At 40.2% G+C, this 19,215-nt stretch carries 17 protein-coding genes; 6 read left to right on the forward strand and 11 right to left on the reverse strand.

Annotated elements, in window-relative coordinates; genetic code table 11:
* Positions 1-2: 2 nt before the first annotated feature.
* The 4 genes from cyoB to ppsA form a co-directional block, all read right to left on the reverse strand.
* On the reverse strand, positions 3-1,991 hold the full coding sequence (gene cyoB, locus FTU38_RS11380) for a cytochrome o ubiquinol oxidase subunit I (protein WP_078193968.1): 1,989 nt from the start codon (positions 1,989-1,991) through the stop codon (positions 3-5).
* Between the two features lie 3 nt (positions 1,992-1,994).
* Positions 1,995-3,062 (reverse strand): ubiquinol oxidase subunit II, encoded by a 1,068-nt coding sequence (gene cyoA / locus FTU38_RS11385; protein WP_078193967.1) that lies wholly within the window; start codon positions 3,060-3,062, stop codon positions 1,995-1,997.
* 302 nt (positions 3,063-3,364) lie between these two features.
* On the reverse strand, positions 3,365-4,147 hold the full coding sequence (locus tag FTU38_RS11390; RefSeq protein ID WP_180005233.1) for an RDD family protein: 783 nt from the start codon (positions 4,145-4,147) through the stop codon (positions 3,365-3,367).
* Positions 4,148-4,229: 82 nt separating this feature from the next.
* The gene (gene ppsA, locus FTU38_RS11395) at positions 4,230-6,608 is read right to left on the reverse strand and encodes a phosphoenolpyruvate synthase (protein WP_180005234.1); all 2,379 of its coding nucleotides are present in this window, start codon (positions 6,606-6,608) and stop codon (positions 4,230-4,232) included.
* A gap of 153 nt (positions 6,609-6,761) precedes the next feature.
* Here ppsA and FTU38_RS11400 point away from each other — a divergent pair, with 153 nt between their 5' ends.
* On the forward strand, positions 6,762-7,598 hold the full coding sequence (locus tag FTU38_RS11400; RefSeq protein WP_168377735.1) for a pyruvate, water dikinase regulatory protein: 837 nt from the start codon (positions 6,762-6,764) through the stop codon (positions 7,596-7,598).
* Between the two features lie 1,001 nt (positions 7,599-8,599).
* Here the strand turns inward: FTU38_RS11400 and FTU38_RS11405 are convergent.
* From FTU38_RS11405 to FTU38_RS11425, 5 genes are all read right to left on the reverse strand, one after another.
* Positions 8,600-9,172, reverse strand: a complete 573-nt coding sequence (locus FTU38_RS11405; protein WP_180063546.1) for a flavoprotein — start codon at positions 9,170-9,172, stop codon at positions 8,600-8,602.
* 263 nt (positions 9,173-9,435) lie between these two features.
* Positions 9,436-9,912: an inner membrane protein YiaA gene (gene yiaA / locus FTU38_RS11410; protein WP_078193962.1), complete on the reverse strand. Its 477-nt coding sequence runs from the start codon at positions 9,910-9,912 to the stop codon at positions 9,436-9,438.
* 229 nt (positions 9,913-10,141) lie between these two features.
* Entirely contained in the window at positions 10,142-11,149 is a 1,008-nt protein-coding gene (locus tag FTU38_RS11415; protein ID WP_180004944.1) for an LLM class flavin-dependent oxidoreductase, read from the reverse strand.
* A 180-nt stretch (positions 11,150-11,329) separates the two neighbouring features.
* A complete protein-coding gene (locus FTU38_RS11420) occupies positions 11,330-11,845 on the reverse strand; it encodes a hypothetical protein (RefSeq protein WP_078188572.1) in 516 nt (171 codons plus the stop codon).
* A 289-nt stretch (positions 11,846-12,134) separates the two neighbouring features.
* Positions 12,135-12,563, reverse strand: coding sequence for a glycine zipper domain-containing protein (locus FTU38_RS11425; RefSeq protein ID WP_078193959.1), 429 nt, complete (start codon positions 12,561-12,563; stop codon positions 12,135-12,137).
* A gap of 368 nt (positions 12,564-12,931) precedes the next feature.
* Here FTU38_RS11425 and prfA point away from each other — a divergent pair, with 368 nt between their 5' ends.
* Both prfA and prmC read left to right on the forward strand, forming a co-directional pair.
* The gene (prfA, locus tag FTU38_RS11430) at positions 12,932-14,020 is read left to right on the forward strand and encodes a peptide chain release factor 1 (protein WP_078193958.1); all 1,089 of its coding nucleotides are present in this window, start codon (positions 12,932-12,934) and stop codon (positions 14,018-14,020) included.
* Positions 14,020-14,838 (forward strand): peptide chain release factor N(5)-glutamine methyltransferase, encoded by an 819-nt coding sequence (prmC, locus tag FTU38_RS11435; RefSeq protein ID WP_180004946.1) that lies wholly within the window; start codon positions 14,020-14,022, stop codon positions 14,836-14,838. The genes prfA and prmC overlap by 1 nt, the downstream gene beginning before the upstream one ends.
* Before the next feature lie 69 nt (positions 14,839-14,907).
* On the opposite strand, the gene FTU38_RS11440 is transcribed toward prmC, so the two are convergent.
* Both FTU38_RS11440 and FTU38_RS11445 read right to left on the reverse strand, forming a co-directional pair.
* Positions 14,908-15,261 carry a hypothetical protein gene (locus tag FTU38_RS11440; RefSeq protein WP_078188566.1) on the reverse strand — a complete coding sequence of 118 codons (354 nt, stop codon included), beginning with the start codon at positions 15,259-15,261 and terminating at the stop codon, positions 14,908-14,910.
* A 200-nt stretch (positions 15,262-15,461) separates the two neighbouring features.
* Positions 15,462-16,496: an AraC family transcriptional regulator gene (locus FTU38_RS11445; protein WP_180004947.1), complete on the reverse strand. Its 1,035-nt coding sequence runs from the start codon at positions 16,494-16,496 to the stop codon at positions 15,462-15,464.
* Positions 16,497-16,637: 141 nt separating this feature from the next.
* Here FTU38_RS11445 and FTU38_RS11450 point away from each other — a divergent pair, with 141 nt between their 5' ends.
* The 3 genes from FTU38_RS11450 to FTU38_RS11460 are packed head-to-tail and all read left to right on the forward strand — an operon-like array spanning position 16,638 to position 18,863.
* The gene (locus FTU38_RS11450) at positions 16,638-17,408 is read left to right on the forward strand and encodes a 3-hydroxyacyl-CoA dehydrogenase (RefSeq protein ID WP_078188564.1); all 771 of its coding nucleotides are present in this window, start codon (positions 16,638-16,640) and stop codon (positions 17,406-17,408) included.
* A gap of 57 nt (positions 17,409-17,465) precedes the next feature.
* Positions 17,466-17,687 carry a hypothetical protein gene (locus FTU38_RS11455; RefSeq protein WP_180004948.1) on the forward strand — a complete coding sequence of 74 codons (222 nt, stop codon included), beginning with the start codon at positions 17,466-17,468 and terminating at the stop codon, positions 17,685-17,687.
* A 39-nt stretch (positions 17,688-17,726) separates the two neighbouring features.
* Positions 17,727-18,863, forward strand: a complete 1,137-nt coding sequence (locus tag FTU38_RS11460; RefSeq protein ID WP_168377726.1) for an acyl-CoA dehydrogenase family protein — start codon at positions 17,727-17,729, stop codon at positions 18,861-18,863.
* Positions 18,864-19,215 lie beyond the last annotated feature (352 nt).

Consider the following 19,215-nt stretch of genomic DNA (forward strand, 5'->3'; position numbering starts at 1 on the left):
TCTTAGTCCTTCTTCAAATGTTTTTCAAGAAGCGCGTAGCGTTCATTTTCAATACGTTCAACTTCTGCAGCTGGAACATAGTAGTCAACTTTCTTAGTGAAAGAAGAAACGATGAAGCTGATAATTGAAGCAATGAAAGTTACAACGACTAACCACCAGATATGCCAGATTAATGCGAAGCCCATAACTGTAATAAACATTGCAATTACGAAACCTGCCGCACGGTTTGTAGGCATATGGATGTCTTCGTATGTAGTTGGCTTAGCGTAAGCAACACCATTTTCTTTGTCAGTCCAGAAAGTATCAATACCATTGATCTTTGGAAGATAAGCAAAGTTATAGAATGGTGAAGGAGATGAAGTAGCCCACTCAAGAGTACGACCATCCCAGATATCGCCAGTAACGTCCATGTTGTCTTTGCGTTGAAGGAAACCAACAACGATTTGCATAACAAAACAGAAGATACCGATAGCAACCAATACAGAACCAAATAAAGCGATCGCTAAGTACGGATCCCATTCAGGGTTGTCATATGTATTCAAACGACGAGTCATACCCATGAAACCAAGGATATAAAGTGGCATGAATGCAAAGTAGAAACCGAAGAACCAGAACCAGAACGCTGCTTTACCCCAAGTTTCATTCAATTTCCAACCAAACATTTTTGGCCAGTAGAAAATGATACCCGCGAACATCGCGAACACTACACCACCAATAATTACGTTATGGAAGTGAGCGATAAGGAATAAAGAGTTGTGTACTAAGAAGTCCGCTGGTGGAACTGCCATTAATACGCCTGTTAAACCACCAATACCGAAAGTCACAAGGAAGCCAAGTGTCCAAAGCATTGGAGTTGTATAGGTGATGCGGCCCTTGTACATAGTGAATAACCAAGAGAAGATTTTCACACCAGTAGGGATCGCAATGATCATGGTCATGATACCGAAGAACGCGTTAACGTTGGCACCAGCACCCATTGTAAAGAAGTGGTGAACCCATACAACTAGTGAAAGAACACCAATTGCTACAGTTGCGTACACCATAGATTTGTAGCCGAACAACGCTTTGCGTGAGAACACAGCAGTAACTTCTGAGTAAATACCAAAAGCTGGTAATACCAAGATGTAAACTTCCGGGTGACCCCAAGTCCAAATCAAGTTTACATACAACATTGGGCTACCACCCATGTCATTTGTAAAGAAATGGAAGCCGAAGTAACGGTCAAGTGAAAGCATTGCAATAGTCGCAGTCAAAACTGGGAATGTTGCAACGATAAGCACTACAGTAACTAATGCAGTCCAAGTGAAAATAGGCATGTCCATAAGTTTCATGCCAGGCGCACGCATTTTGATGATGGTAACGAAGAAGTTAACACCAGTAAGAAGCGTACCTAGACCAGAAACCTGAAGTGCCCAGATATAGTAGTCTACACCTACACCTGGAGAGTATTCGATGCCAGAAAGTGGAGGGTAAGCCATCCAACCTGTTGCAGCGAATTCACCAATTGCAAGAGAAGCCATCATTAAGCCCGCAGCGCCGGCGAATAACCAGAAGCTAAGAGAGTTTAATAATGGGAATGCTACGTCACGTGCGCCAATTTGAAGTGGTACAGCAACGTTCATTAAACCAACAACTAGACCCATTGCTACGAAGAAGATCATGATTACGCCATGGGCAGTAAAGATCTGGTCATAGTGTTCTGGGTGTAAGTAACCTTCACCGCCACCTTTTGCAAGGAACAGTTGAAGACGCATCATAATCGCATCGGCAAAACCACGCACAAGCATGACAATTGACACGAGGATATACATGATACCAATTTTTTTATGGTCTACAGATGTGAACCATTCGTTCCACAAGTAGCCCCATTTTTTAAAGTAGGTGATACCAGCAACAATTGCGATACCGCCAAGGATCATCATTGCAACAGTAACCAACACGATTGGGTCGTGTGGAATTGCATCTGGTCCTAACTTACCTAATAAGCTCATGTCTTATTCCCCTGCAACAGTCGCATGTTCAACGCCTGCATGAGCTTCAGAAGCAGCAGCTTCGTGTCCAACAGTAGCTGTATGATCAGCACCGTGGTAGTTGCTCATGTATTTGTTAATCACTGATTCGAACAATTTAGGTTCAACTGAAGAATAGTAAGTCACTGGGTGTGGCTTAGTAGGGTAAGGCTTCATTGCTTCAGCTAGAGCCTTCTCTTCAGGAGTAGTTGCTTTGGCAACTAAAACTTCGATCTGGTGTTTAGAACGGTTGCCGTCACGTAAGGTTGCAAATTCAGCTTGGTCTAAAACAGTTTTTTGAACCGCTTCAGGATTAACTGAAGAACCATTACCAGCTTTAACAGCAGAAACCCATTCAGCAAACTGAGCATCAGTCACAGCATGTGCACGGAAGCGCATTTGTGAGAAGCCATAACCTGAATAGTTAGAAGAGAAACCACGGAAGCCTTCAGCAGGACTAGTTTCATCAGCTAATAAGTTCAAGTGAGTTTGCATACCTGCCATAGCATAAATCTGACCACCTAACGCCGGAATGAAAAATGAGTTCATTGTGAAGTTAGATGTTAAACGAAGGCTTACAGGAGTTTTCTCAGGGAAGCGGATCTCGTTTACAGTCGCGATGCCTTGTTCAGGGTAGATGAAGATCCATTTAAATTGTTCAGCAATAACTTGAACAGTTAAAGGAGCTTTATCTGACTCGAGTGGACGGTAAGGGTCATACTTGTGGGAACCCCACCAAGTTAACCAAGCTAAAATAGCGATAATAATTACGGGAATACCCCAAACTACAACTTCAATTGCAGTCGAGTGTGCCCAAGTAGGTGCATAGTCTGCATCTTTATTTGACGCGCGATATTTCCAACCAAACCAAAGAGCCATAAGTGCTGATGGAATAACTACCAACAACATTAGGTAGATCGCAGTAAGCATGAGGTTTGATTGACCTTCAGCAACTGGACCTTTTGAGTTTAGAAGTACCATATCACCACCACACCCAGTTAAGAGTGCAGCGATCGCAGATAAAGACAATACAGCTAAAATTGTTTGTCTCATTTTACAACCTCGGTGAAGAGTCCCATTCCCTAAATTTAAAATTTGGGATAGCGAATAAAGTGTCGCATGATTGTGATTTTTTCAGACATGAAAAAACAGTCACAATGATGCGACACCGCTACGTTGTAGGGCATTATGCCTGATATCGGCAAACTAAGCTATACATAAAGATGCTTTAAATGACTGTATTAAAACCCTATTTTGCTAGTCAGGATTGTATTTTTTTTATCTAAATTTTATTTTAATTTCAATATAATGCACAAAAAAGGGATGAAAAAATCATCCCTGAATAAAAGTGAAAATTATTGGTTTATTACCTTGGTTTTTGCCAATTTGTCATGCAAGGTTTGACGCTTCTTGCCGAAAATGAAAACGGAATCGATGATTACGCTTAATGGCATTGATAAAAAGTTCAGGAAAATAAATAAAACACTGCGTAAAGTGAAGCCACGCATGAGGTTTACAGGTTGACTGGTTTCGGCATCTACAATTTTAATTTTGGTGATTTTTTTACCAATGCTTTGACCTGATTTAGCAATCAAATATGCTTGAATGAAAAGCATAATGAAGAGATACGCAAACATTGCAATCCAAGCTTGGTTGGGAAACATTTCAACCATTTGTGTTTGTAGTGCTTGTAAAACATTGGGGTCAGCATTTGGGGTCATCACAGCTTGCATAAACTGTTCATTCAGATTTGCAAATTGTGTCTTTTCACTTGGACTAAAAAATGCCGTTAAGATAAAAGTTGCTGGTATCCAAAGCAGTAAATCGACGATTTTCGCCAAAACACGTTTAGGAATACTAGCTAGGCTAGTTTGCTCTTGTACCGCTTGAGGCTGTGCATAGGTATTTGATGGCGTAGTTGCAGTTTGATTTGATTCGAATGCTGTTGGTGCAGTATATCCTGCAGGCATATAAACCAACTGACCTTGAGTGAGTTCACCCAAAGCTTTCCATTCGGTCATACCTTGGTGCCAAACCAAGTCCGTGAGTAACACTTGTTGGCTCGCGAGCATTTGGTTAAGTTGTTCTAAGGTGTAGGGACCAGCTTGTTGGTTATTTCGTGCCAAGTAAATCTGCATAAAACTAAAATCTCAAAAAACGTCTGTAAAAGTATAAATAAAAAAAAAGACCCACATGTGGGTCTTTTTTTAACACAGTTTATTAAGCTTGTTGAGCTTTTTCTTCAGAAAGGAAGAACCAAGTGTCTAATACTGAGTCTGGGTTAAGCGAAACAGACTCAATGCCTTGTTCCATTAACCATTTAGCTAGGTCAGGGTGATCTGAAGGGCCTTGACCACAAATACCTACGTATTTGCCAGCTTTACGACAAGCATGGATTGCCATAGAAAGAAGTGCTTTAACGGCTGGATCACGTTCATCAAATAGGTGAGAAACGATACCAGAGTCACGGTCTAGACCGAGTGTTAACTGAGTTAAGTCGTTAGAACCGATAGAGAAACCGTCGAAGTGTTCAAGGAACTGTTCAGCCAACAATGCGTTAGTTGGAAGTTCACACATCATGATCACTTTAAGACCATTTTCACCACGTTTAAGACCGTTAAGCGCTAACAATTCAATAACTCGTTTCGCTTCAGCAACAGTACGTACGAAAGGAATCATGATTTGAATGTTAGTTAAGCCCATTTCATCACGTGCTTTTTTCAGTGCGCGGCATTCAAGTTCGAAGCAGTCACGGAAGTTGTCAGACACATAGCGGCTAGCACCACGGAAGCCTAGCATTGGGTTTTCTTCTTCAGGTTCGTATAACTTACCACCGATTAAGTTTGCATATTCGTTTGACTTAAAGTCAGACATACGAACAATCACTGGTTTGTCAGCAAACGCTGCAGCAAGTGTAGAAATACCTTCAACTAGTTTTTCAACATAGAATTCGATAGGAGATGCATAACCTGCAGTACGTGACATTACAGCAGCACGAGTTTCACGTGGTAAGCTGTCAATGTTAAGCAATGCTTTAGGGTGTACACCGATCATACGGTTGATGATGAACTCAAGACGAGCAAGACCAACACCTTCGTTAGGAATTTGAGCAAAGTCAAATGCGCGGTCAGGGTTACCTACGTTCATCATGATTTTGAACGGAAGTTTAGGCATAGATTCGATAGAGTTGCGTTGGATTTCAAAGTCCAAAGAACCTTCGTAAATAAAGCCTGTGTCACCTTCAGCGCAAGACACAGTCACTTCTTGACCGTCAGTCAATACTTCAGTTGCATTACCACAACCTACGATTGCAGGAACACCAAGTTCACGTGCAATAATCGCAGCGTGACAAGTACGACCACCACGGTTAGTGACAATCGCAGCAGCACGTTTCATTACTGGTTCCCAATCTGGGTCAGTCATGTCAGATACAAGTACGTCGCCGTCTTGAACTTTGTCCATTTCTTTGATTGAAGTCACGATACGCACGCGACCAGAACCAATACGTTGACCGATTGAACGACCTTCACAAATCACATTACCTTTTTGTTTAAGAAGGTAGCGTTCCATTGTGCCTACATTTTGACGGCTCTTCACAGTTTCAGGACGTGCTTGAACGATATAGATTTGACCATCATCGCCATCTTTCGCCCATTCGATGTCCATTGCTGAACCATAGTGGTTTTCAATGATCAATGCTTGTTTAGCAAGTTCTTGAAGTTCGTGGTCATTTAAAGCGAATTGTTGACGATCTGCTTTTTCAACGTCTACAACAACCACTGACTTACCTGCAGCACCTTCTTCACCATAAATCATTTTTTGGTGTTTAGAACCAAGGTTACGACGTAATACAGCGTGTTTGCCTGCATTTAAAAGTGGTTTAGATACATAGAATTCGTCAGGGTTTACAGCACCTTGTACAACCATTTCACCCAAGCCATAAGAAGCTGTGATGAAAACTGCGTCGCGGAAACCAGATTCTGTATCTAGTGTAAACATTACACCAGCTGCACCTGTTTCAGAGCGAACCATGCGTTGAACACCTGCAGATAACGCAACGACGTCATGTGCGAAGTTTTGGTGTACACGGTAAGAAATTGCGCGGTCGTTATAAAGTGAAGCAAATACTTCTTTAATCGCAATAAGGACGTTGTCGATACCACGGATGTTCAAGAAAGTTTCTTGTTGGCCAGCAAATGAAGCATCTGGTAAGTCTTCTGCTGTTGCAGATGAGCGAACGGCAACCGCGATATCAGGGTTGCCGTTTGAAAGAGCTGTGAAAGCCTCACGAATTTCTGTTTCAAGTTCAGCTGTAAGCGGAGTGTCTACAATCCATTGACGGATTTTTGCACCAGTTTCAGCAAGTGCATTTACATCGTCAACATTGAGTGCAGCAAGTTCAGCGTTAATTTTAGCGTTTAGGCCACTTTGCTCGAGGAATTCACGATATGCTTGAGCTGTAGTAGCAAAACCACCAGGAACAGATACACCAGCATTTGCTAGATGGCTGATCATTTCACCTAATGATGAGTTTTTACCACCCACGAGTTCTACGTCGTGTTTCCCTAATTTTTCTAGACCAATTACGCGCGCTTCCAAAGTTGTTACTCCACTTTTGCAGTATTAATCACTATCTTGGCATGAAATTATAACAAATTACTTAGCATTCTAAATTTACTAAGTGACAGTCATGTAAGATGGTTTACTATAAAGATTATATAGCACTAAGACAAATTTTGGAGGAGAATTTTAATGTCAGAAGGTAAACAGATTCAGCGTAGTGTTTTCTTTGTTTCGGATGGGACAGCGATTACCGCAGAAACGCTTGGTCATTCACTGTTAGCCCAGTTCCCTCATGTAGATTTTGACATTCATATTATTCCTTATATTACCTCTGAAGAAGCAGCTACAAATGTGGTTGCAGAGATCAATCTTAGAGCGCAGCAAGACGGTCAAAAGCCTTTGGTGTTTGACACCCTTGTTGACCCGTATGTACGTGACATTATTAATACGGCAGATGCAGTAAATCTTGATGTTTTTGAAGGGCTTATTAGTAAATTATCTGACGAGTTAGGCACAGCTCCTACAACTTTAGTCGGTCAAACCCATGCAGTAACAGATTCTGAGTCTTATAAAGCACGTATTGATGCGGTGCATTTTGCTTTAGATAACGATGATGGGGCACGTACTCGTCATTATGACAAAGCCGACTTAATTTTAATTGGCGTGTCACGTTCGGGTAAAACACCGACTTCCATCTATCTCTCTTTGCAATTTGGTATTCGTGTAGCGAACTATCCGTTGACAGAAGAAGACTTGGATGACAACCGTTTACCTGCAGTTTTACGTGAGCATAAACATAAGTTATTTGGCTTGATGATTGATGCAGAGCGCCTTGTAGCAATTCGTTCAGAACGTAAGGCCAATAGCCGTTATGCAAGTTTTAGTCAGTGCCAGATGGAATTACGTGCGATTGAAGGTATTTATATTTCAGAAGGAATTAAATACTTAAACGTGTCGGAAATGTCGATTGAAGAAATTTCAACACGTGTTTTACAAATGACAGGACTGAAACGTCGCATTGGTTAAGTGTAAATTGAGCCACTTCGGTGGCTCTTTTAATGATAATAAATTACTGTATAAATTATATAAAAATAGTATTAATTTTTGACTTGTCATACTTTTAATGAATGATAAATATTTAAAATATTGATGAAAATTTTTCTCAACATTTAGACTTAAAATTTAAGCAAATTCTGTATTCAAATGTGTACCAATTTGATGAATTTTTTTGGCTGAAAATTTATAAAATATGGCCTAATTGACAGCTTCAATCTTTTAAAATAATCCGTGTATTGCTGTGTTTTTATCTATGAATTAAGCCTGAATAATCTACTTGATAAGAGTAGTGTATATACTAGATTTAGCACATACAGTTTAATATTTGATCATAATTTTAAAAAATACTGATTTAAATGCTAAAAAAATAGGCAGAAAATAGAATAAAAAATAATCAAACAGTCGCTTTTAGGTGTTAAATCTCAAGAAATGGCATCATTTATTTAATTGATGTGGGTGGGGAATGCTCGAATTGAGACTATTTAGGCTTTAAAAGCAGATATGAAGTGATATTAAAATTGGATTTTTAGCAGTTATTTTCTTATTGAATATAGATTAGAACATAAGTAAATGTCGGCTGAATATGAGCATCGGTATAAATTTTCCTACTTATAATTAGTCATTAAAAGAGTTGTGTAAGACAAAATTAAGAGACTGAAAATTTATTGGTTTGAAATAAAATTTTCATGAAGAATTGATCATAACTATTCAAAAATCGCACTTCTATAAATGAACTGTAGCTGATGATGCAGGTCGGAAGCATGATTTAAGTCTGAGCGCTGAAAAAGCATGTAGCACGATTAAAGCTATTTTCATTTATGGATTTTTAAGAATCCTTAGCCTTACCGAATAGAAGTATTCAATAACGTAGGGGATCTAGCAAAAGCCACCAGAGATGGCTATTGGTGTTGTGAGTTTTGATCAATCGGATAAATTCTAGTAATTGTCATGTGAAAATAATTGCAATGTAATTACTTTTCTTTGGATTGGTTAGATTCGCTGCGCACAATGACATCACACTCAAACGTATGCTCATCTAAAGCCGTGATTGAATTACTCTGAATTTTTGCAATAGGCCAAGTGTTTAAGATGCAGTTGGGCTGCTGTAATGCTGCATAATAATGATCCGATTTTAGGAAGGTTTTGTTCTGAATTGCGGTATTTGGACTGAGTAAATGTCTTAACCAATGGTTCGGCACTTGATCTTCTAAAAAGCGAATCGCCAAAATACTCTTAATACGATTGCTAAATAAACGTCGATTTTTTGCAATCAGTGGATGTTGAATTAATTTATTCAATAGACGTTCAGTACGCGGTAAAACAAATTGCGGTTTGATTTGATAGACCATGATGTTATCTGCAACCTGACATAGATGATGTAGTTCAGAGACCACATGCTGATCTATCCCAATAATGGCGATTTTTTGATTCTTAAAGTCATAATCTTTGATCTGTTCTGAACTGATGATCGTTCCACGAAAGTGTTCAAAATCCTCTAGATGATTATTAAAAATATGGTGGGTTGCATCCTGCTTGTTGGCCATATTTATTCCTTGTCTTTTGTTTTTTTAGTTGAGTCTTAGATAGGAATATATTCTGTGATGGGCCAGTCGGGGTAAAGCGTTTTTTCAGTCTGATGAGTCATACAATTTGTCTAGAATTGATTTGCTTGGCCCTTGTCATTTATACATTTCTAGGAGTGAACTGATTTTTTTATGCGTTGTAGTTCATTAACCGCTCAAGCAGATCGATAAAACAATGAGCGACCTGCATGAACAGCTTTTGAGATCTATAAATTTTGTGAGTTTTAAAGTGGTTCATCATCTGATGAGTTATAGTCAAGCTGACTCGGGGTTGAATGCTTAAGTTCGGGTTGGTCGGTATGGGTACGTAAATAGTCCATATCACGAATATTCTTTTGTACTGCAACTGCGCCAAACAAACTCATTAGGAAAGCCATCATGTAAAACCCTTTTTCACTTAATGCCAGTTCAGCATTCCATAGACCAATGGCAAGAAGTACGAGGCAAATAATGACGGATGCCCAGCACAGTCCAAAGTAGATTGCAGTGACATGCATTCCTTCTAAACGGTCACGAATGATTTTTTGTAGTGAAACCGATGAAAATAATCCATAGAGCAATAAAATGAGATAAAAGCCTTTTTCATTCAGCATCATATTTGCATTGAATAAACCTATGCAAAACACTACAGCGCCTAAGATCAGTGCACACCAACTTGCTGCGATAAATGCGGGTGTGGGTTTATTAATATATTGGCTCATCTGCTTATTTTTCTCTTTGTTTTGCTTGTGTTTAATATTTATACAGTAATAAAAATGAGTAAAGCAATTATTTCGTTGAGGCAATGATGGTTTTTAAGTGTAGCTTTAGTAAATGTTAGCCAAAGCATTGTTCTCGATTGTATCCGTCTAAAAGAGCCACAAAAGACGTAATCGCAATTCTGGCTTTAGACGGATCAAACGCTTGGATTAAATCATCAAGCTTAGAGTCTTAAGCTAGATCATTTTTGATTTGCATTAAACGTTCGAAATTTTCAATGCGCTTATCGGTATCGTAAATGTCGCAGGTGAAAATAAATTCATCAACGTCATATTTGGTGAGTAGGTTTTCTAAACCCGCTCGAACGGTTGCATTTGAACCGACTTGTCCCATAGCGTAGAAATTATCTACGGACAGCTTTTCTGCAGCAGACCATAAGCCTTGCATACTGTCGACTGGAGCCTTGAGTTTTAAACTTTGACCGCGCATTAAACCTAAAACGCGTTGATAAGCACTCGTTGCCAGATATTCTGCTTCTTCATCTGTTTCGGCGACAACCGTTGGTACGCCCATAGAAACATAAGGTTGATCTAAATATTCGGATGCTTGGAAAGTCTCACGATAGAGCTGAATCGCTTGTCCAAGCATGCGTGGTGCGAAATGTGACGCAAATGAATAGGGTAGACCTAAACGTGCAGCGAGTTGTGCACTGAACAGACTTGAACCTAAAAGCCATACAGGAACATGTGTATTTTGTCCCGGTGTAGCAATGATGCGCTGCTGTGGTTCAGGTGCTTTAAAGTATTGTAAAATCTCAAGAACATCTTGTGGAAATTGATCTTCGGTTTCCTGACGGCCACGGCGTAATGCGCGCATGGTGGTTTGGTCAGTACCTGGTGCGCGACCTAAGCCGAGTTCAATACGTCCAGGATATAACGTTTCAAGTGTGCCAAATTGTTCAGCGACAACTAAAGGCGCATGGTTGGGCAACATAATCCCGCCTGAACCGAGCTTGATGGATTGTGTATTTGCTAAGAGATAACCGAGTAAAACCGCAGTTGCAGAACTTGCGATGCCGTCCATATTGTGGTGTTCGGCTAACCATAGACGCTCATAACCAAGTTGTTCTGCTTTCTGTGCTAACTGGAGTGCATGTTTGAGTGAAAATTCGATGGTTTTATCATCTCGAACAGGTGCGAGTTCAAGTATTGAAAATTTTGTATCGGCTAGAGTACGCATGTTTTCTCTCAGAGATCTTTATATCGAAATAATACGATATAAAAAGCTGAATGTATATCGAATAAACTCGATATGGTTGTGGGGCGGTGTAAAAAGACAACTTTAGATATATCTAAACTTTTTTTATATACAAAAAAAGCACCCGAAGGTGCTGATTTTTTTTTCATTGAAATATATCGATTAACGTTTACCGTTTTTGTACCAACCTAAGTGACGACCATTGTCTCCACGGTAGCCTCGGTCATTGTAACTATAATTATTGGTACGATAGCCACGGTTGTTATAACGACGGTCATAGCGATCATCATAACGGTCATCATAGCGACGGTCTTCAGACACTTTTTTACCTAGTGCAGAACCACCGGCTGAACCAAGTGCAGCACCGATATAACCACCGTTTGTACCGCCCATGTTTTTACCTACGGTATAACCACCCGCGCCACCAAGTGCGCCACCAATGATGGCACCATTACGGTCACGTTTGTTCGCCGATGCTGCAGCACCTGCACCGCCACCAATAGCTGAACCAATCATTGCGCCAGTTTGGCCGCCAACTTGGTTACCGATTGCTGCACCAACAACACCACCTAAAGCAGATGTTAATGCAGTATTGGTGCTATTACCTGCATGTGTTGCAGTCATAGTAAGCGCTGAAGCGGCAATTGCTGCACTGAATAGAATTTTATTAATTTTCATTTTTAAACTCCTTACGAAGCATGATGTTTATCTGTTGATATCAATATATGAAAACACATAGCGAATATTTGGAGCGTGATGTGAAATAAAATACGTGTTCCGTTGCTGCAATGTAAATTTTGCACTTTATTTCTACATGATTGATGACTTGGTTGGAGAGAAGGCAAATCTAAATATTTATCAGGAGCAATAAATAAAGTTGTATTTATCATTTGAAAAAAGGCGATACATAAAAAAGCACCCGAAGGTGCTATTTTCACTATTCAATAAGGACTCACTAATTTTTGAATTAGTGACGACGACGGTAACGTTTTTTGTATTTACGTTCTTGGTGTTTGTCGTAAGCTTTATCTTTAGAGATTTTATTACCTAGAGCAGCACCACCAGCAGCACCTAGTGCAGAGCCGATGTAACCACCGTTTGTACCGCCCATGCTTTTACCAACAGTATAACCTGTACCACCACCTAAAGCACCGCCGATAGCAGATTCTGTACGGTTGCGTTTATTACTTGCTACCGCAGCACCACCAGCACCACCAAGAGCAGCACCAATTGTAGCGCCGGTATTACCGCCCATATTTTTACCAATTGCAGTACCTGCAACACTACCTAATGCACTAGCTGCAGCAACGCGTGTTGTACTATCTGCATTTGCAGACACAGTGAACATAGAAGCAGTTGCTAGAGTGGCTGTCATTAAAAGAGTATTCAGTTTCATAGTTCACTCCATGTCCTTCATAAACGCGAGGACTTTTTCATAATCATTTCGATGGCAGTAAATGTAACAAAACTATTCGCTGTAAATATGGAGAGCTTTCTCTTTATTTGGTGATTTGAGTGTCTAGTTTGTATAAGTTTTATTAATATTGTGAAAAAAATGGTCGAATGCAGAAAATCTGTACGACTTTGTGGAGAAAGGTAGGAGTGATGAAGTTCACACTTTGATATTTAGGGTCATTGATAGGCCAAAAAACAATATATATGTCATTTCAGACCCATTATCGGTACACTAGCGCCATTATTTTGAATTTTGGCATATCCGTGAAAGTTTAGCGGTAGAGCCTGTGTATTGAGATTTTTTGAAAAATGAAAGAATCGTTACGTTTACGATTAGATCAGCTCTCTGACCGTCACGAAGAATTAAATGCATTACTCGCAGATGTAGAAGTCATTTCAGACAACAAACGTTTCCGTCAGTTGTCACGTGAGCATAGTGATTTATCTGAAATCACTGAAGTTTGGAAAAAATACCGTCAAGCAGAAGAAGATATTGAGACTGCTGAAGTAATGATGACGGATCCAGATTTTAAAGAAATGGCCGTTGAGGAAATCAAAGAAAATAAAGCTTTGATCGGTCAGCTTGAAGCAGACTTAAACATTCTGATGATTCCAAAAGATCCGAATGATGCGAACTCTGCTTATTTAGAAATCCGTGCCGGAACAGGTGGTGACGAAGCTGCAATTTTCTCGGGTGACTTGTATCGCATGTACAGTAAATATGCTGAATCACAAGGTTGGCGTATTGAAGTGTTGTCTGAAAATGACGGCGAACACGGCGGTTATAAAGAAGTGATTTGCCTCATCAATGGTGAAGGTGTATATGGTCGCTTAAAATTTGAAAGTGGCGCGCATCGTGTACAGCGTGTGCCTGCAACTGAGTCACAAGGTCGTGTGCATACTTCGGCATGTACTGTTGCGATTTTGCCGGAAGTTGATGTAGACACTAGTGTTGAAATTAATCCTTCAGAATTACGTATTGATACCTATCGTGCCTCTGGTGCAGGTGGTCAACACATTAACAAAACTGACTCTGCTGTGCGTATTACCCATATTCCAACGGGTACAGTTGTAGAATGTCAGGATGAACGTTCACAGCATAAAAACAAAGCCAAAGCGATGGCGCTGTTGGTTTCTCGTTTAGAAAATGCCAAACGCGCAGCGGCAGATGCAGCGACATCTGAAATGCGTCGTGACTTAGTAGGTTCTGGTGACCGTTCTGAGCGTATTCGTACCTATAATTATCCACAAGGTCGTATGACTGATCATCGGATTAACCTAACGCTGTATAAGTTGGATGCAGTGATGGAAGGTGATTTGACTGAATTGCTAGATAGTTTGCATCGTGAATATCAAGCCGATCAGTTGGCGTTATTAGCACAGCAGAATGGTGGCTAATGAATATTGCACAGGCTTTGGCCTATCGTGGTGAACCTGAAAGTTATGAACGTCAGGAAAATGCGTGGTTGTTAGAGCATATCATCAAGATTGATTCGTTTGATTTAATCCTGAAAAAGGATCAAGAATTAACAGCTGAGCAAGAACAACAATATGTCGCATCACTTGCACGTATTGCAGCAGGTGAGCCTTTGGCTTATGTCACAGGTTCTCAGCCATTTTGGACGCTAGACTTAAAAGTGACTAAAGATACTTTGGTTCCACGTCCTGATACGGAAGTACTCGTTGAAACTGTACTCCGTTTAGAACTTCCTGAAGATGCTCGTGTGGTCGATTTAGGAACAGGAACTGGTGCTGTAGCCTTGTCATTAGCCAGTGAACGTCCAGATTGGTCAATTGTAGCTTCGGATATTTACGAACCTACCTTGGAAGTTGCTGAGTTTAATGCCAAAAAGCATGATCTTGAACATGTGCAGTTTGTCTTAGGTTCTTGGTTGAAACCCTTTGGTCGTGCTTTCTTTGATGTAATTGTGTCAAATCCGCCGTATATCGATGCTGATGATGTACACATGAAGGATTTGGCGACAGAGCCTAAACGTGCTTTGGTTGCAGACAATCATGGTCTTGCAGATCTTGAACAAATCATTCTTCAAGCCAAAAAACATTTAACCGTGAATGGTTGGGTGGTGCTCGAACATGGCTATGACCAAGGTGAAGCGGTCAGACATTTGTTCTTACAGGCTGGATATCGAAATGTTCGGACTGTAAAAGATTATGGTGGCAATGACCGTGTCAGCTTAGGTCAGTGGCAACATTGATTTAGTGTTAGATAAATAGTCAAAAATAAAGCGCATTGAATGCGCTTTATTTTTATATTCGATCAATACTTACATTGGGTAGTCTTGTAAGCTATCGAAAACTTCAACTTGTTCTAAAGCTGCTGTTTCTACTGCAAGACAGTAAGCAATAATTTTTGCAGTTGCATTCACTAAATTTTCATCTTTTAGATTTGCACCTGCTTGAATTGCTTCAATGTCATCCGCTTGGATATCCAGTGCATGAGCAACTTCAACTGCATTTTCAGTGCTAAAAAATTGTGAGATTAAATTTTGCAAATCGATATCTGCGACAGTTTTAAGCTGTTCATGAAACAGTTCATCAATTGCGTCAATCTGAGTGAAAAGAGAATCTGAAAAGTTTTGAACAAGTTGTTGTTCAAGAACATCAATCATCTTAAGCATAGGAAAGCCTTTCAAGGAGATGCAGGAGAATTGGAATATAAATAAGCAAAGTGCTTTAAATTGAGTGAAAAATAACCTAATTAGACTAAAGTAGCAATCGTTCAAGGATGAATGGTCAGTCTATTTATTGAATATTTTTAAGTTATTGATTTTCTATTAATTAGATGAATATTCAATTTATAAATAGCGAATATCAAATTCTAGGCCTTGAATTCAGGCGCATTATTTTGTCGATATGCACCGGGACTGACGCCTGTCCATTTTTTAAAAGCCCGATGAAAAGCACTTGGATCATGAAAATTTAGTTCTTCACTGATATCTTGTAAGCTTTTATCGGTATGGGTTAAAAAATCGATGGCGGTGTCTCGTCGGATATCATTTTTGAGTTGTTGATAACTCACACCTTCACTTTTAAGACGGCGATGCATTGTGGCTTCCGACATATTCATTTTGACCGCCAACTCATAAAACTCTAACCATTCGGCAGGAGGAACGTCTAACAGTTGTTTACGAATTTGGCTGCTAAGTGCATACGGGTTTTTAAATCGCACTAAGAGGTTTTCAGGTGTTTGTTGTAGGAATTGATACCACGAACGTGTGTCTTGTTTGATTGGAAGGCTTAAATAACTGGCATCGAGCTGTATATAGTTTTGACTGGCTTGGTAATGAATATTTTCACAGAAGCGAACTTTGTAGTCGTGATCATCAATAGGTGCATCACATTTAAATTGGATTTGGTTTAATAAAATCCGTTGTCCACTCAACCAGCACAATAGCGTATGGATGAGCATCAAATATGTGGCATAGCTGAACATGCGTTTAGGCGCTTGTTGGTCATAGATCACGATATAAGCAAAGTGATCTTCAATGGTTAAATCACTATGCAAGTCATCTAAAACCAGATTTAAAAATTGTAAGATTTGCTTAAGTGCATCACCCAAGGTACTGTTATGCATGATCATTTTCGACAGTAGCTTAAAACTACCACGTCGCATGGCATGCCGATCCATGCCAAAAAATTCATCATCCATCACATCTGCAAGATGAGTCCATAAAGCCGCATATTGAGAAACAGAAACTCTGGTCTTACTTGATAGCAGTAACTCTGAGGGAATACCCGCCTTTTGTAAAATAGCAGAAATATCAAAGTGCTTTTTTTGCGCATCGTGTAATGCTTCATGCACCAAGTCGATAGAAATCGTCCCTTTACTGTATTCGAGTCCATGCTTCGGCATATGTGCGGATAGGTCCTTGTTCAGAATTGTCCAAATACATCAGAAAAGATGCAACATTTGGAAATTGTACTGAATAAATTCTCTGTTTACTCTGCATCTTAAGTCGAATTTAAAAAAAGACATCATAAATAGGGAAATGCTATGGACATAAAAGGAAAAGTTTTCGTCGTGACCGGTGGTGCATCGGGTCTAGGCGCTGCGACAGCAACACATCTAATTGGCTTGGGTGCCAAAGTGATTATTGTGGATATGAATCATGAGCATGGCGAAGCGATGCAACGTCAACTGGGTGATCATGCTAAATTTGTTCAATTGGATGTTACCGATGAACAAGCGGTAGGCGCTTTCTTTGCACAAGTTGAAGCGGAATTTGGTCAACTTAATGGCTTAGTGAACTGCGCAGGTATCGCACCCTCTGCAAAAGTTTTAGGTCGTGACGGATTACATGATTTGGCGATGTTCCAAAAAGTATTAAATATTAATGTTTCAGGCACATTCAATATGCTGCGCTATGCGGCACAACTGATTGCTAAATATGAATTAAAAGCGGGTGAAGAAGAGCGTGGGGTGATTGTGAATACGGCGTCGGTTGCGGCTTTCGATGGTCAAATTGGTCAGTCGGCTTATGCAGCATCCAAAGGGGCAGTGGTTGCAATGACATTACCTCTTGCACGTGAGCTTGCACGTGAATCAATCCGTGTGATGACCATTGCTCCGGGTATTATGGAAACGCCGATGCTCAAAGGCTTAGCACAAAATGTACAAGATGCTTTGGGGCAAATGGTGCCTTTCCCACCACGTTTAGCAAAACCACAAGAGTTTGCAAAATTAGTGACACATATTTTTGAAAATGCCTATCTCAATGGCGAAGTGATTCGTCTTGATGGCGCGATTCGTATGCAGCCTAAATAGTTATTTATTAAAACTGCTTATTCTGGCTTCTACGAAGGAGTCTGATCGAGAATAACTTTGTTGACAGTAGTTCATCTCGTTACTTTTGTTTCGGCAAAAGTAACCAAAACCATTGTCATTTGCAAAACTCGTCATCAAATATTTATTGATTTACAGGTCGCAGAAACATTAGAGATTAATGGCGTCTTGCCTCAGACAGTTGCAAATGACGTCGTCGTGTATCCAACTTTGCTTTATACAGCCAAAGTATTTTTAATTCCGCAGTTATCCAAAATTTAAAGCTATACGCGCTATAAAAGATTTAGAAAAGGAAGTCTCATGATTTTAAATGATGAACAAAAAATGGTTCAGGACATGATGCGAAGCTATTCGCAAGAAAAACTGAAACCCACGGCTGCAGAGCGTGACAAAACGGCAGCATTTCCTGAACAAGAGCTAAAGGAACTTGGTGAGCTGGGTGCTTTAGGTATGACGGTTTCGGACGAATGGGGAGGTGCAGGTTTAGACTATGTGTCTTTGGTTGTTGCCTTAGAAGAAATTGCTGCAGGTGATGGTGCGATTTCGACGATTGTCAGCGTACAAAACTCACTGCCATGTGGCATTACGCAGCGTTATGGTACTGAAGCACAAAAAGAAAAATACTTAAAAAAATTAGCCACTGGCGAATGGTTAGGTTGTTTTTGCCTAACAGAGCCACAAGTGGGTTCAGATGCGAGTGCATTGGAATGTAAAGCGGAGCGTGATGGTGACGAGTGGGTATTAAATGGCACCAAGCAATTTATTACTACAGGAAAACATGCCCAAGTAGCCTTGGTTTTTGCGGTAACGGATAAATCTGCAGGTAAAAAAGGGATTTCGTGCTTTTTAGTACCGACGGATGCGCCGGGTTATATCGTATCGCGATTAGAAGACAAAATGGGTCAGCATTGTTCCGATACAGCAACTATAGTTTTAGATGACTGTCGTATTCCTGCGGATAGTCTTTTAGGCCAAGAGGGTGAAGGCTATAAAATTGCCTTATCAAACCTAGAGTCAGGTCGAATTGGTATTGCAGCGCAGTCTGTGGGTATGGCACGAGCAGCATTAGATGCAGCCGTTGAATATGCCAATGAACGCAAGGCATTCGGCGTAGAGATTGTACAGCATCAGGCCGTGGCATTTCGCCTCGCGGATATGGCTACCCAAATTGAGGCGGCTCGCCAATTGATTTTCCATGCAGCGACGTTAAAAGATGCAGGTTTTCCATGTTTAAAAGAAGCCTCGATGGCGAAACTTTTTGCATCGACGATGGCTGAACGGGTGTGTTCAGATGCGATTCAGATCCATGGGGGCTATGGTTATGTATCTGATTTCCCAGTAGAACGAATTTATCGTGATGTGCGTGTCAGTCAAATCTATGAAGGCGCATCGGACATTCAGCGGCTGGTGATTGCACGTGAAGTCACCAAAGGGTGAAAGGTTAAAAAATAGACTTTAGTCGATGTTCAAACCCTGCAATGGCGTTGATGGTTATGGAAATTGCAGGGCACATCCAAACATGGTTATCTAGGTATAGACAGTCTAAGAATAGGTAATTTACGAATAGATTGTCGAAGAGTATAAGTTTCAAAACTAAAAAACCGACATTGCAATCGGTGTATAGAAAAGCAGTAAAAGCGGATGTGGCAAAGGAATCGTCACTATAGCCAAATCCTAAAAACTATAGAACAATAGAGATATGGGATATTCAAAAGATTTTAAAGACAAAGTCATAGAAATTATGATTCGAGATGAAATGTCTGTGCGAAAAGCAGCACAGCATTTTAAC

Source organism: Acinetobacter sp. YH12098, assembly GCF_013419235.1.
Lineage (GTDB): Bacteria > Pseudomonadota > Gammaproteobacteria > Pseudomonadales > Moraxellaceae > Acinetobacter > Acinetobacter amyesii.